The sequence below is a fragment of the Marininema halotolerans genome, assembly GCF_900116235.1.
GTDB classification, from domain to species: domain Bacteria; phylum Bacillota; class Bacilli; order Thermoactinomycetales; family DSM-45169; genus Marininema; species Marininema halotolerans.
Map to the genome: position 1 here is coordinate 269947 of NZ_FPAA01000001.1, position 13734 is coordinate 283680.

11 protein-coding genes and 1 riboswitch are annotated in these 13734 nt (G+C 45.3%); of the genes, 2 read left to right on the forward strand and 9 right to left on the reverse strand.

Annotated features, from left to right (window positions below; genetic code table 11):
- Nucleotides 1-18: 18 nt before the first annotated feature.
- The gene (locus CHX35_RS01355; protein ID WP_091832684.1) at nt 19-1713 is read right to left on the reverse strand and encodes a right-handed parallel beta-helix repeat-containing protein; all 1695 of its coding nucleotides are present in this window, start codon (nt 1711-1713) and stop codon (nt 19-21) included.
- 280 nt (nt 1714-1993) lie between these two features.
- Nucleotides 1994-3928 carry a S8 family peptidase gene (locus CHX35_RS01360; RefSeq protein WP_176391822.1) on the reverse strand — a complete coding sequence of 645 codons (1935 nt, stop codon included), beginning with the start codon at nt 3926-3928 and terminating at the stop codon, nt 1994-1996.
- Between the two features lie 273 nt (nt 3929-4201).
- Between CHX35_RS01360 and CHX35_RS01365 the strand changes: the two genes are divergently transcribed.
- Nucleotides 4202-5242 (forward strand): LCP family protein, encoded by a 1041-nt coding sequence (locus CHX35_RS01365; RefSeq protein ID WP_091832691.1) that lies wholly within the window; start codon nt 4202-4204, stop codon nt 5240-5242.
- 100 nt (nt 5243-5342) lie between these two features.
- On the opposite strand, the gene CHX35_RS01370 is transcribed toward CHX35_RS01365, so the two are convergent.
- Entirely contained in the window at nt 5343-5642 is a 300-nt protein-coding gene (locus CHX35_RS01370) for a hypothetical protein (RefSeq protein WP_091832694.1), read from the reverse strand.
- Nucleotides 5643-5802: 160 nt separating this feature from the next.
- On the opposite strand from CHX35_RS01370, the gene CHX35_RS01375 reads away from it, so the two are divergent.
- Nucleotides 5803-6447 (forward strand): YigZ family protein, encoded by a 645-nt coding sequence (locus CHX35_RS01375; RefSeq protein WP_091832697.1) that lies wholly within the window; start codon nt 5803-5805, stop codon nt 6445-6447.
- An 82-nt stretch (nt 6448-6529) separates the two neighbouring features.
- Here the strand turns inward: CHX35_RS01375 and CHX35_RS01380 are convergent, their stop codons facing one another.
- The 6 genes from CHX35_RS01380 to CHX35_RS01405 form a co-directional block, all read right to left on the reverse strand.
- The gene (locus CHX35_RS01380) at nt 6530-7321 is read right to left on the reverse strand and encodes a MetQ/NlpA family ABC transporter substrate-binding protein (protein ID WP_091832700.1); all 792 of its coding nucleotides are present in this window, start codon (nt 7319-7321) and stop codon (nt 6530-6532) included.
- Between the two features lie 57 nt (nt 7322-7378).
- Nucleotides 7379-8035, reverse strand: coding sequence for a methionine ABC transporter permease (locus CHX35_RS01385; protein ID WP_091832703.1), 657 nt, complete (start codon nt 8033-8035; stop codon nt 7379-7381).
- On the reverse strand, nt 8028-9041 hold the full coding sequence (locus CHX35_RS01390) for a methionine ABC transporter ATP-binding protein (protein ID WP_091832707.1): 1014 nt from the start codon (nt 9039-9041) through the stop codon (nt 8028-8030). Before CHX35_RS01390 ends, CHX35_RS01385 begins: the two co-directional genes overlap by 8 nt.
- A 71-nt stretch (nt 9042-9112) precedes the next feature.
- Nucleotides 9113-9227, reverse strand: a riboswitch (SAM riboswitch).
- Nucleotides 9228-9493: 266 nt separating this feature from the next.
- Entirely contained in the window at nt 9494-10948 is a 1455-nt protein-coding gene (locus tag CHX35_RS01395) for a lipopolysaccharide biosynthesis protein (protein ID WP_091832710.1), read from the reverse strand.
- 679 nt (nt 10949-11627) lie between these two features.
- A complete protein-coding gene (locus tag CHX35_RS01400) occupies nt 11628-12278 on the reverse strand; it encodes a sugar transferase (protein ID WP_091832713.1) in 651 nt (216 codons plus the stop codon).
- Nucleotides 12279-12461: 183 nt separating this feature from the next.
- Entirely contained in the window at nt 12462-13385 is a 924-nt protein-coding gene (locus tag CHX35_RS01405) for an NAD-dependent epimerase/dehydratase family protein (protein ID WP_091832716.1), read from the reverse strand.
- Between the last annotated feature and the right edge of the window lie 349 nt (nt 13386-13734).

The following is a 13734-nucleotide window of genomic DNA, read 5'->3' on the forward strand; positions in this document are numbered from 1 at the left end:
ACCTCATTAAAAAAATATTTATACTCCATTATTCTTTACGACATTGTTAAAAAACACATTCCTTCCATGGGAGGTATTTTTAATGCCTTTGCATTTATTATCAATGAACCGGTTGTTTAAAATGAATGATTGTGTTGTCGGTATTTCAACAGGGGGGCTATTCCGTTTAACGATGACAAAACCGGTATCTAATCGCAATCCATTTCCTAAATTTCTTGATGAGGTAGCACCGTTGACCACTGCCCCTTTATTACTTTGTAGATAGATACCAGAAGAGGCAGGGGTACCTGGCGTTATTCTCTTGCAATTAGTCAAACGCCACCCATTTCCCCGTGCAATGTTACGTCCATATAGCACATTAAAAAGCAAAGGGAAGATCGGATTTCGAACCTGTCCAAAGGTCCCACTGTCGGTGACAAACAATCCGAGGAAGAAACCAAAACCACCATGTGTAAAACCAGGTTGAGAAGTAAGGATGACGCGGTTATTCATCGCCACACAATCACGCATGGTAATTCGACTTCCATTGAACATATACCCTGCTGCTTCTCCAGCAGAAGAAGGGGTTCTACCTCCGGCAGTTAGGATATTGCCATTTGCTATACAGTTCTCAAATAACGCTTGCTTCGTACGAAAAAACCGAAAGCCATGGGCACGTGTGATGAGAAAAGGGACAAAACATTGTGAGCCAGTACATCGTTGGGCACTAAAGCTTGCCACTTGAAACTTGGCAGTGCATCGCCGTACGGTTAGTGAAGTATCCTGTTCAAATGCGAACCCTACGGCGCTTGCAGAGTCAGAAAAACCGCTTTGCACATTGCTCGAACCACCAATGATATTCCGATTTGCAACACAATCTTCAACGGTTACTTTATTGATGAATGCTGCAAGAATACCAATACTTTCAATGACCCCTCGATTCCCGTTTCCGACACAGTTCTTTATAAGGACATTGGTGCAATCCGAGGCAAAAAGTCCATTCACTGCAAAATCAGTGCTCGTATTGCGATTAAATTGGGAGTTGCCTATCGTGACATTTTCACAAAAGGTGGTGGTTCCTGCGTCTATGAACTGGTTCGGAGTAAAGGGCTGTGGATAGTCGGGGCCATTTTCAGAGGCATTCACGTTGAATATGCGTATGTTTTTATTTTGAACAAGGACTTCCTCATCCTGTGGGGTCGGTTGAAAATAGCCGCCTCCTACTGCATAACCCCCAGCAACAGAAGAAAACCCTGGAAGATTGACATTGCTAGTCCTTCCATTACGCAGAAGATCCAAGCTTTCTAGGGTAAGGTCATTAATCGCCGCTGGGTTCCTCCGGTCTTGTTTAATCGCGCTAACACCGACGGAAGCAAATCCCCTGATCGTCCCATTACGAATCACTGTATTGCGCACGCCGTCCAACACGCGGATCCCCACCACAAACCTCTTCTGTAAAGGTAAATGAAAAGCATGATGAGGAGTCACTTTCTGAGATAACGTAAACCCGTTTAAATTGATCTGAACATTTGAACTTGCAATCGTAATCGCGTTGATTGTATCGACATTGTTTTTTCCTTCCACTGGGGGATCAAAGACCAGATCCTTTGCAAATACATAATTCCCTGGCCGTACGATGATTAGCCCACGAGAAGGAAGGTGTGTAATCATCTTCCTTCCTCGAAGGTTCTGTGATAATCGCCCTTCGATTCTCTTTTGTTCACGTGTCTTCATTCGTGGCCGTCTCTCCCTTGTTTTCTCTTCTACCTTAGTCTATGGATAGAAAGGGAGACTGTAACGGCTAACGGATTCTCTTAAATCTTCCATAAAAAAACAGAAATTACCACCCCTGTCATCGCTCGCATTCAATACCAGGATGTAATAAGTCCTTTATTCGGAAGCTTCCTATGAATAATAACCCCCATCGTATGGGCATTAGCATTGCCCTTTGCAAAGGGTAAACTCGAGCAATTGAAGAGGAATCGATCACCCTTTTTCGCAAAGTGACTCTCGTTCAAGATTTTACATCATAATGAATAAATAGATGATAGGGGGTAGGCACGATATTCATCCCATAATCCGAGACGCGTATATACCAGATCCCAGGAGAAACTTGGAGCGTCGCTTCTTCGCTTTCCCCATCTCCTTTTTTATCCCACTGCCCTTTCTTCTTTCCCTTACCATAAAGGGTAAGGACAGGATCGTTTCGCGGAGTCATCACACCCACCTGCACCTTTAATTTCCCCGGCTTAGATACCTTTACACGATACCAATCATCGTCACCCTTCTTATGAAGCGTGGCTTCTACATAACTAAAACCGCGGGGTAGGTCGATATTCGCAGCATTCCAAGAGTAATCATTGTTCTCATACATATCCGGTCCCGGTTGAAAGCGGCTATCGATACGATAGGGAATTGTTTTCTCCGTTTTTGTGGAGAAACATGCAGTGACATCGCCTGGTGGGATACTTAACCGCACCTCTTGAAGCTCGCTCCCATGATAAGTCGCTCGTTCCCCTTCTTCCAATTGGACAGATAAGTCAAGATCGTTTCGATGTTCTGCTTGGGTAGAAAAGGTCAATGTCCCGCCATCCTCGATATGTTCACGTAAACAATCCCGATCCGTTCTCCCTTGAATCGCCCCCTCAAACCTTTGATTAGGGAGAGAAGGGGTGGCCTTTGATTTCGTATCATTGGGTTCATGAATATCGAGCTTTAATGTCGTAGTAAGTGCCTTCTTAACATCGAGACGCCCATAACCACTTAATAGATCCCAACGCTCTTCTCCAAGCGGTTTAGCCGTCTGCCGAATGAGATTCCGTACCTCCGCTGGAGTCATATCCGGGTGTTCACAACGAATAAGCGCTGCAACTGCAGCCACTTGTGGTGCAGCAAAGGACGTTCCTGAGTCCTTGCCAAACTTTCCTTTTAAGGTAGTCGTCCAGATTTCATCACCGGGTGCTGCCACATCGACGCCAGCGCCTCCATTGGATGTAGGAACCACCTTCCCTGCGGCATTCAAAGATGCTACTCCCAATACGGTCGGAAAGGCAGCTGGATAATAGAGTGGGCGGTTATATTGAATCACTCCTTGTGGGTCAATCCTTGCATTACCAGCTGCCCCCACTACGATAACCCCTTTTTTTTCAGCCATGGTGACCGCATCAGCCATAGCCTCACTGTAGGTCCAACTTCCCTGGGATAAAAGGATGACATCCGCCTTTTTCCGTACCGCTTCCCGAATTCCCTCTGCAGTATAGTAAACATCACCATCATCTTTCCCTTCCATGACCTTAATCGGCATGATTTGAATCGGGATGGTGACATTCTTTTTCTTTTGAAATCCACGCAAAACCTCTGCAATCACGCCAGCCACATGTGTTCCATGTCCATACTTATCCTGCGGCTCGTTAGCAGGCTCCTTTAAATTACTCCCTGTCGTTAGCCATGGTTGCAAAAAAGAATGTTTTAAATCAATGCCCGTATCGACCACAGCGACGGTGACAGGTTTTTCCCGCTGTGGAAGATGCACGGACTTCCAGGCCTCCTTTGCATTAATTTGATCTAAAAAATACAAATGAGAAGCGACCCCGCCTACCGTACTATCCTCAAGCTGTTCCACTTTATATTTGAGATTTGGATGAAGATACTCAACTTCCTCATCGGTGGACCACCGCTTTTCCCAATCATCTTCATTAATACCCGGTCGAAGACGCACAAGCATACGCTCTCCTCCAACGCCTTCCTCCGTCGTATGCAATACCTCTACCGTATCTAAAAACGCAGGATCCGGATTTCCTTTTTTCCATTTAATTACCCATTCATGGTGTACCGCTTCTTTATCATTCTCTTGATCTCTTTTTGACACACCATCCCGGTGATTGATAAACAACCAGACGGATACTAACAGCACTAACAAAAGTATCCCCATTCCTACTTGCTTCTTCATCATATCCAACTCCGCATCTCATTCCATATTGGATAGGGTTAGCTTATCACGAAATTACATGATCTGCAGAGAACAGTCCATGCTAAGAAGTAGAGATGACCTTGGTATTTCCGTAATATCCAATTAAAAAAAGGCCCTGGGGGAGTGGGCCTTTCTACTTTTTTCTTAACAATGATCTTTCTCTCTTGAGCACCCCTAACGGGGATAGTATCATGAAGAAAGATACTGGATACGTGGGGGGAATCTCTGAATAGACGTAAAGTGGGGATTTCAATGGCTAACAACCGCATGGAGCAAAGCCGAGTAAACCGTAGTCGGTCAGATCGCCAAAAACAAAGGCACCGGAGGAAGCGCTGGATACAGATCACATTACTTAGCTTCCTTTTTCTCTTTACCTTAGTAGGGGTTTTTCTCTATCAAGTATGGGGAACGATGACCCAGACCTATCACCCCTATCAAACGGACAAGCGCGAGAAAGCAGTCACCCTGAATGAGCCATTTTCTATTCTTCTTTTGGGGGCAGACTCTCGTGATGCCACTTCCAATTGGCGCCCTGATGTCATCCTTCTCGCTGCTATTAACCCGAGTAAACACACTGTACGGATTGTGAGCATTCCTCGCGATACTTACGTTCCGATCGCAAATACGGGAGGAGAATATCACAAAATTAACTCCGCTGCTTATTTCGGGAGAAAGAAAGTAAACCCAAATGGTCCTGGTTCAATCAAAAACACCGCTGAAACCGTCGAGCACGTTCTCAATGTGCCTATCGATTATTACATTAAAGTAAACTTCAAAGGGTTTACAGACGTTGTGGACGCCTTAGGGGGAGTAGACGTCAACGTCAAGTTCCCTTTTAAACAAGCAATGATCGGCGGTAAAATTGCCTCCTTCAAGCCGGGCCCGAAACACTTGAATGGAAGCGAAGCCCTTGCCTATGTTCGCATGAGAAAGGGCGATACACAAGGGGATGCAGGTAGAAACCTTCGTCAGCAGGAAGTGATCACCCAATTACTTGATTCTGCGGTCAGCCTAAATTCCATTACAAAGGTCGGAGATCTACTCGATAGTGTCGGCAACAACTTATCAATGAGCATCTCACCAAAGGATGCACTCCGTCTACAATCGATCTACAGAAAGATTCCGAAAGAACAGATTCAATCTGAACGGTTACAGGGGGAAAACCGTCGATTAAAGCTGTGGTATTTCTTCGTTAAAGATTCCGAGCGTCAACGTGTAAGTGATCTTTTCCGAACACAACTGGGGTTGAAAAAGGAACCGGTCCAACCCTTTCACACGAAGTCTGAAGAATAAAAGTGGCATGGGGTTGGGGTACACTTTCCCTTCAGCTCTTTATTTAAAGAATGAAACCATAAACCTTTACTCGATGTACACCTCCAAACTTCCCATGAGTTCACATCGGGGGATGTGTTACTTTTCTCACTGATAGGGAGCCAGCATCGTCTGGACCCTTTTTTTTATACGGTGGCCCTCTCCAAAGGTCTAGCTGATATGCAAGGGATGTTTCGGAAGGGGCTTCAGGATTTCCATCCTTTTCATGCGGTGGAGGTGCCAAACCCACCCGATACCGTTTTAATTTCGAGACGTTCACTTGAATCGATACAACCGGCTCTTGTTGGGGGACATACCGTAATGATAAGGCATTCAAATCTACACATTCTTGATAAATAGGAGATATACCGATGAAGACCATGGATACTCATCCTTTCACCGGGACAAGTTCGCCCGTTGGTGATTCCAAGAATAGATCAAGCTCTCATCATGCGGCTACCCTTTCGACAAAGCTTCCTATATCCAGTGTTCCTTTTTCATCCATCGAGAACAATTAAGGATTTTCCGACATAGAAAGGCGGATGAAATTGCCGAAATCTCATTCATATCTCACCGTTTCAGGCTATAGTGAGAGCGAACTCCACATACAAAAATCTCGTTTTATTGCCTATATTAATCGTGTCGACACGGAAGTCGAAGCACAATCCTTTGTACAAGAGATCTCAAAAATGCATCGAGAAGCGAATCATAATTGTTATGCCTATGTTGTTCGCGAGAACGGGAATCTTCAACGTTCCTCGGATGACGGCGAACCAGCAGGCACGGCTGGGCGTCCCATTTTAGAAGTCATTCGAAACCGTGAACTGACGGACACGGTCATTGTGGTAACTCGTTACTTTGGCGGAATTAAACTAGGTGCTGGTGGATTAATTCGTGCCTATAGCGCCTCCGCTGCTACTGGATTGGATCAAAATCCAACCCTTGAATGGATACTCCATCGTTATCTCACCATTACCGTCGATTATCATGTAATGGGAAAAGTGGAGCACGAATTACGCCAAAGCGGTTACGAGATGGAATCCACTCGATTTACGGATACCGTATCGTTTCCCCTCTGGATACCTGTGGGAGAGGAGCAACCCCTCCTGGATCAAATCGCCGAACAAACGAGTGGCATGGCTCATGTAGACAAGGGGAAACAAGAGTACCGCCCTCGTTATTCATAACAAGACCCCTCCCCCAGTCCTGACAAATACTCATTCACACGAAAAAAAAGGAGGGCCCCATTTAAATGGCGCCCTCCTTTTTTTATTTAGCTGGAACAATGTTCCCTTTGTATTTCTTTTCGATAAACTTCCTTGTCTCTTTGGAATGCAAAGCCTTAGCTAATTTCTTGATTGCTGCTTTATTTTCATTGCCCTCTTTTACTGCCAGAACATTCACATAGGGGGAATCCGGTCCTTCCCGGAAAATCGCATCCTTTTTCGGGTCCATTTTCGCTTGCAGGGCATAGTTTGTGTTAATTACTGCAAGATCGACCTGATCCAATACCCGTGGTAAAGTAGCCGCCTCCATCAGCTTAAATTTCAGCTTCTTAGGGTTGGAAACAATATTTTTCAACGTCTTATCGCCTTTGCGATTATCCAGTTTGATCAAGCCTTCTTTATCCAAAAGCAAGAGAACTCGTGTTTGTTCACTCGTCGCGTTGGTAAATGCGACGGTAGCCCCGGTTTTTAATTCCGATTTGTTTTTGATCTTATCCGAATAGGCACCAAGGGGTTCGATGTGAACCGGTGTCACATCGGTAATGTGCCATCCGCGTTCTTTATTGGTCGCCTTCATCCAGGGAACATGCTGGAAAAAGTTCGCATCCAATTCACCTTCTTCTACTGCCTTATTAGGCAACACATAATCTTGAAAGACCTTGACCTCAAGATTTACACCCTCTTTTTTCAATTGGGGTTTCACATGATTAAGAATTTCAGCATGGGGAACCTGGGATGCTCCTACTTTTAACGTTTTTTCATTGCCTCCCCCACAAGCACTCAAAGAGGCGACCAAAGCAATACCTAAGGCAATCAGTCCAAGTTTCTTTTTCATCAATCATTTCCTCCAACCATCAAATTTTTAAACTGCATCGTTCTACCTACATAAGGATTACCGCTTATCTAATCGACGCGTAATTGCATCCCCTATCCATTGCACAAGAAAAACCAGGGCGACGAGTAAAATCCCACACATATACAACATTCCATCATTAAAGGATTGGAAACCATAGCGAAAGGCCGCATCACCAAGTCCCCCTCCTCCAACAACTCCCGCCATGGCAGAAAAGCTAATCAGGGTGACACAGGTTACTGTTAACCCCGAAACCAATGCAGGGGTTGCCTCTGGTAGCAGCACTTTGCGAACCACATCCAAACGTGAAGTCCCCATCGCGCGAGCGGCCTCTACCACTCCCCATGGAATCTCTCGTAATGCAGTCTCTACAATCCGCGCATAAAAGGGGGCGGCTCCTGCAATTAACGGGATCGTGGCCGCTGTGGGCCCTAAACTGGTTCCTATCAAGAACTTTGCCACCGGAAACAAAAACAGTACCAACACAATAAAGGGAACCGCGCGGAAAAAATTAACCACCGCACCCACTGCCTTTTGCAACCCAGTCTGTTGCCAGATGTGCCCTTTATCTGTAATTACCAACAGGATTCCTAGAGGAATACCGAAGAGGGCTGTGAAAACCGAGGAGATTCCTACCATATAAACGGTTTCCCCTAGCGACTGCCAAACTAAATTCCAATCGACTTCATTAAACAACCGTAACCACCTCCGTCTTCACAGCGGTCTCCCTGAGAAGATCGAGTACACCTGCTACTCCTTCGCCACTTCCCTCCAGATCAAAGGTCCAGGCCTCCGAGGGTTTCGTACTCCCGGCAAGAACATGAACATGAACCCCTTTCGCCTCGGATTCCTCCCCAAGCTGCTTCCACGTAGAAGGAAGATCACGGAACCAAACGCGTACAACCGTGCCCAATGCCTTGTTGGTGATCGCTTTGCCAACCCCTTGGACATCTTCTTCCATCTCTGTTTGACGCACAAATTGTCGGGTCGCGGGATGAGTCGGATGATTGAACACATCCGATACCTTCCCTTCTTCAATGATGTAACCATCATCCATCACGGCTACGCGCTGACAAATGGAACGTACCACACTCATTTCATGCGTAATTAATACCATAGTGATCCCCATATCGCGATGAATATCCCGTAAGAGTTGTAAGATGGATGCCGTGGTTTCGGGGTCCAATGCGGATGTCGCCTCATCACATAATAAAACCGTCGGGTTATTTGCTAAGGCACGTGCAATGCCAACGCGTTGCTTTTGCCCCCCAGAAAGTTGAGAAGGATAGGCATGAGCACGATCCGACAAACCCACTCGTTCCAGCAATTCATTCACTTTCCCTTGAATCTCCGCCTTCGATTTCCCTGCCACTTCGAGGGAAAAAGCGACATTTTCCCATACCGTGCGCGACCATAGTAAATTAAAATGCTGAAATATGATTCCGATCTTTGTACGCGCATGTCGCAATTCCTTCTCACTCAACAGGGACATTTCTTTTCCATCCACCCAGACTTCACCAGAAGTCGGAGTTTCCAATCCATTAATCAGTCGAAGCAATGTACTTTTCCCTGCCCCACTTCGGCCGATGATACCAAAAATCTCACCCGCTTTAATATCCAGATCCACCCCTGTTAAGGCACTCACGGATGTAGTTCCCTTACGTGAGGGATAGATTTTTTCAATCTCTTTCAACTGAATCATGAATTCACCGCCTGTATAATAAAAATCCTTTCCGCAAGATGCAGAAAGGATTCGTCAAGTTGATTTCTCCTCCCTCATCTCCCAGAACATAACTGTTCTGCAGGAATTGGCACCTTTATCGTTATTTTCATAACGATTGGTTGCCGGGCTTCATCGGGCCAGTCCCTCCACCTCTCTTGATAAGAGAACACGCTAAAAAGCATGTCGCGCACTATGAAAATGTAATGAACTCATCCTATATCACCACGTTTATCGTTGTCAACGGATAAATATCCCATTATCCAGTTGAAGTAAATCATCCTTTTCATGCCCAAAACGCTCGCCATCGTCTAATCCTCCGCTAGGTCAATGGCAAAGCTCTTTTTGCCCTCACACGCCTCCTAACCACTTCTATTATTAGGTTAATCGACACCCTTGATCATTCCTATCTTATGGAAGATCAATACAATCCCCTACCGGGGGAAGACCAATCGAGGAAGTCGCTGACGGATGAAGCGAATGGAGTCCATATGAAACAACCCGGACGCAAATACAGAAGCAATCAATAAGAACGTTGCGACAAGATACTCCATCCATAATCCCGGTAGGTGATTTACTTGGCTCCACGAAATCACACTCATCACCGTGAGATAGATAATAAGGTAGATCCCCATCGAACGGAAGCGGAAATTTACAGGGTATGCACGTTGCCCTTTGCGATAAATCGCGAAAAACACATAGAGATACGACGCTACCGTCATCACTCCCGTTCCCCAAGCGCCCCACCAAGGGACAAGAACCACATTCCCGATGAAAAAGAGGACGGCTGCCATGAGAAAGGTTTTTGAAATCGCCTTGGTCTGCTTATCAATGAGCAAACCCACACCCACGATTAAGTGCATCGTGTTCATGATCACACCAAAGGCGATCATCCACACCAGGTAAGCACCCGGACCATAATCTTCTTTAACGATAAGGATGAGCGGATGAATGATAAATGTGAGCAATAAAATCAACAATGTACCGACAACAAGAAATCCACGCGCAATTACACTATATATCCGAGCCGCATCCCCTCGCTCCTTGATGGACAGCGCAAAGGGGCGCCAAGCCAATTGAAAGGATGCAGTAAGTAATGCGATCATACTGGCAAACCGGGCGGCAACTCCATATATACTCGCTTCCTCAGGCGAATAAAGGTGATAAATCATGGGACGGCTCACCCCATTCATCACCCAAAAGGTGAGTAACGTTGGCAAAAGCGGTAAGCCATATCGTATTAAGTTCATCACATGGGTTCGGGTAACATGACGCGTCAAATGCTTACGGAAATATCCCAGTAGCAGCAGTGCCACAATCGTTTGCGCGATTGCTTGCCCATAAAAAATTCCGACAACGCCCTTTCCTTGCAGAACAAAGCCGACACTGATCAGGTTTGATCCGATCACAAAGGCCATCGTACCCACCATAAAGATTTTCATCTGACGCGCAAACCTTGCATAGGCGAGGATTTGCTGAATCACCACATTGGCGACTACCGTCAGCATCGCTAGCAGCAGGAGATGTTGGTAACCATCTGCGTTCTTATACAGTAATGTCGCAGCGGGTGATCCGATCATCCACGTTACCCCTAGGAAAAGCAGACTGATGAAGAAAGGCATAAACACCGCAGCAGTAAAGTACCCCCTCCGATCCTGCTCATCCTTAGCCTCATAGAAATAATAAGCAAATGCCGAGTCCGTACCCATCACGCAAAGATAAGTAACAATCATCGCAACCGTGTTCGTCATATCCCAATCTGCATATTGAGGATCTTTGAGATAATGAGCAAAAACGAGAAATAACAACATCGCCACAATTTTATTTCCCATCAGTGCCATGCCAATCGCCGCTGAATCTGAAAATAGTTGTTTCATCTTTGCGTACATTCTCTACTCCTTATCCCCTTCACCCATTCTGCACTTCCCTTTATGCGAAGGATTTTCTTTTTATTTTGAATTCGACTTCTTCTCGTCATGCTAAGAAACCATCGTGTACCTCTTTAATTCCAAGTACCCAAAGCATCGATGACAAACCCCTATCCTTTTAACAGATCCCGCAACGTTTTCAATTATATAATCAATCGATAAACACTTATTATTTATTTTAATCATCACTAAATTCATTAAATGACACATACTTGTATGTTAATAAACACCTTATACACTCATTATTTATTACAATGAGCTTCGCGCTTTACACTCCATGAAATTAAGATCTCCAGGAGATTACATTTCCTTTACATTTCCCCGAATGCTCACTATTTCAACGGACTTTGCCGTATAATATAGTCATTAAGAGGTATCGGAGGTGCCCCTGATGAACTACATGGTAGTCGGCAAAACCTTTTGGTTGGGCATTTTCAACGCAGCTTTTATGAGCGTTCCCCTTTGGTTGCTCTTCTACCTATCCCTACGTTGGCTGATTTCTTAATCAAGGACCATGGGGAGAATTTGGGGATACCAAAATATAATGGATGATTAATATAGGGATGTTCTATCCTTCATAAATAATGATTCGCAAAGAGGGTCGCCAATCCATGGCAACCCTCTTTTTACACCCTATATTTTATCGAGCTCCGCTTCCGGTTAACACGACCCAAACCGTTCGATAAAGAATTTTTAAATCAAGGGCTAAGGATTGACGCTGGATATAAAACATATCAAGCGAAAATTTTTCCTCCGGGGTTGCATCATAGCCCCCGTTGACTTGGGCCCATCCTGTCAATCCTGGCTTCACCAAAAGCCGTTGTTTGAATCCAGGAATTTCCTCAGAAAACTTTTCCGTAAATACATGCCGCTCCGGTCGGGGACCAATTAAACTCATGTCCCCTTGTAGCACGTTGATTATCTGTGGGACTTCATCAATACGCGTTTTACGTATAAAGCGCCCTACACGAGTAACTCGTGGGTCATCTTTTGCCGCCCACTGAGGTCCATTCTTTTCCGCATCCGTCCGCATTGAGCGGAGCTTTACAATATGAAACCGACGTCCGTTCAGTCCCACCCGTTCCTGTTTATAGAAGATCGGGCCCTTGGATTCGATTTTAATCGCAATAGCCGTCAGAACCAACGCAGGCAGAGTAAAGAGTAATAGTCCGATCGAAAAAGCAATCTCTAACCCCCGCTTCACAAGGGGATACCAGCCTGATTTTCCGTTCTGCATCGGTTCCGGTCGCGCTTGCGAATCGCTTTCGTAAGCCGTTGCTTTTGATCGCATCCGCAAACCACTCCTGCCGTAAATAAATAGTAGGCTCTCCCCAAAAGGGAACTCCAACCAAACTTTTCTATGTTTCAACTGCTACTCAGTATACTTGAGTCTCTTCTCTTTTACAATATGTCACCATGGCGATTTTACAACGATTTAACAACAACCCTACAGAACCTTAGCACTGTCATTCAATTATCCCAGGGCTAATTCTTGATAATAATCATAGGTCTGTGTGAGGCCATCCGATAAATGGACGTGAGGAGACCAACCTAAGGTATCCGTCACCCGTTGAATGTCAAAATAACTATCCTTAATATCCCCTGGTCGATCAGGTCCATGCACCGTATCTATTTTTTTTCCTAAAACCGATTCCATTAAAGCAATCAGTTCATTTAAGGTCGTTCGTTGACCCGTTCCTAGATTAAAGATTTCATTATCACCCTTATCGAGAGCAAGGACATTCGCACCCGCCACATCTTCCACATTGATGTAGTCTCGCGATTGATCACCATCTCCATCAATCGTAAAGGTCTCCCCTGCGATCAATTGGTTCATTAAGATCGGAATGACACCGGCTTCCCCACCCAGTAGCTGGCGAACACCGTAGACATTAGCGTAACGAAAGGCTGTATAACGAAGTCCATATAGCTGACTATATACCTGTAAGTAGGATTCCGGTGTATATTTAGAAATACCATAAGGCGATAGGGGATTTACAGGGTGATTTTCATCGATGGGAAGGTACTGAGGATTCCCATACACCGCGGCAGAGGACGCATAAACGATTTTTTTCGCCCCATATTGACGACACCCTTCTAACACCCTTAGGGTTCCCATGATATTCGTCGCTGCGTCGGCTTGTGGATCCTTGACAGACGTGGTAACTTTCGCATTGGCCGCAAGGTGAATCACTGCATGAGGGCGTTCTCTCTCGAATACTTCCATTAAACCTTCATCCTGTATAGGAAGCCGGTAAAAGGGAACCTCGCCATAAAGATAGTCCTCTTGTCCTGTACTGAGGTTATCCACAACCACCGGCTGGAATCCTTTTTTTAATAATAATTCAACGGTATGGGAACCGATAAAGCCAGCTCCTCCAGTAACCAGCACTTTCATTGTTACAAACACTCCCTTTCGCCCAACGATGTGAGCGGTTATCGGTGACGGACCTGAAGGAAGTCCACTCTCCTTACATAGGCTTCTGTATAGCTAAACGGTTATCCTGTAAAAAAGTTCCCCTAAAAATTCCTAAATACCCTTCGTATACATCAGATCAGGCTGTCCATACTCCTCGATTGAACTTATGCGCGATGATTAACCAACTAGAACTTTCGGTTGATATCCCCTCCACCGTACAATATTTCGATTCAAAGGTTGGATTACAATTTGACAATTTGATGAATGGGACACCCGTCCCCTTTGTTATCGGCACAAAAAAACCAGAGCATTTCATTCACCCTGGCTT

What these genes read in the sequence shown, in the direction of transcription:
- CHX35_RS01355 (WP_091832684.1), bottom strand. Translation starts at nt 1,713, where the DNA reads ATGAAGACACGTGAACAAAAGAGAATCGAAGGGCGATTATCACAGAAC.
- CHX35_RS01360 (WP_176391822.1), bottom strand. Translation starts at nt 3,928, where the DNA reads ATGAAGAAGCAAGTAGGAATGGGGATACTTTTGTTAGTGCTGTTAGTA.
- CHX35_RS01365 (WP_091832691.1), top strand. Translation starts at nt 4,202, where the DNA reads ATGGCTAACAACCGCATGGAGCAAAGCCGAGTAAACCGTAGTCGGTCA.
- CHX35_RS01370 (WP_091832694.1), bottom strand. Translation starts at nt 5,642, where the DNA reads ATGGTCTTCATCGGTATATCTCCTATTTATCAAGAATGTGTAGATTTG.
- CHX35_RS01375 (WP_091832697.1), top strand. Translation starts at nt 5,803, where the DNA reads ATGAAATTGCCGAAATCTCATTCATATCTCACCGTTTCAGGCTATAGT.
- CHX35_RS01380 (WP_091832700.1), bottom strand. Translation starts at nt 7,321, where the DNA reads ATGAAAAAGAAACTTGGACTGATTGCCTTAGGTATTGCTTTGGTCGCC.
- CHX35_RS01390 (WP_091832707.1), bottom strand. Translation starts at nt 9,041, where the DNA reads ATGATTCAGTTGAAAGAGATTGAAAAAATCTATCCCTCACGTAAGGGA.
- CHX35_RS01395 (WP_091832710.1), bottom strand. Translation starts at nt 10,948, where the DNA reads ATGTACGCAAAGATGAAACAACTATTTTCAGATTCAGCGGCGATTGGC.
- CHX35_RS01400 (WP_091832713.1), bottom strand. Translation starts at nt 12,278, where the DNA reads ATGCGATCAAAAGCAACGGCTTACGAAAGCGATTCGCAAGCGCGACCG.
- CHX35_RS01405 (WP_091832716.1), bottom strand. Translation starts at nt 13,385, where the DNA reads ATGAAAGTGCTGGTTACTGGAGGAGCTGGCTTTATCGGTTCCCATACC.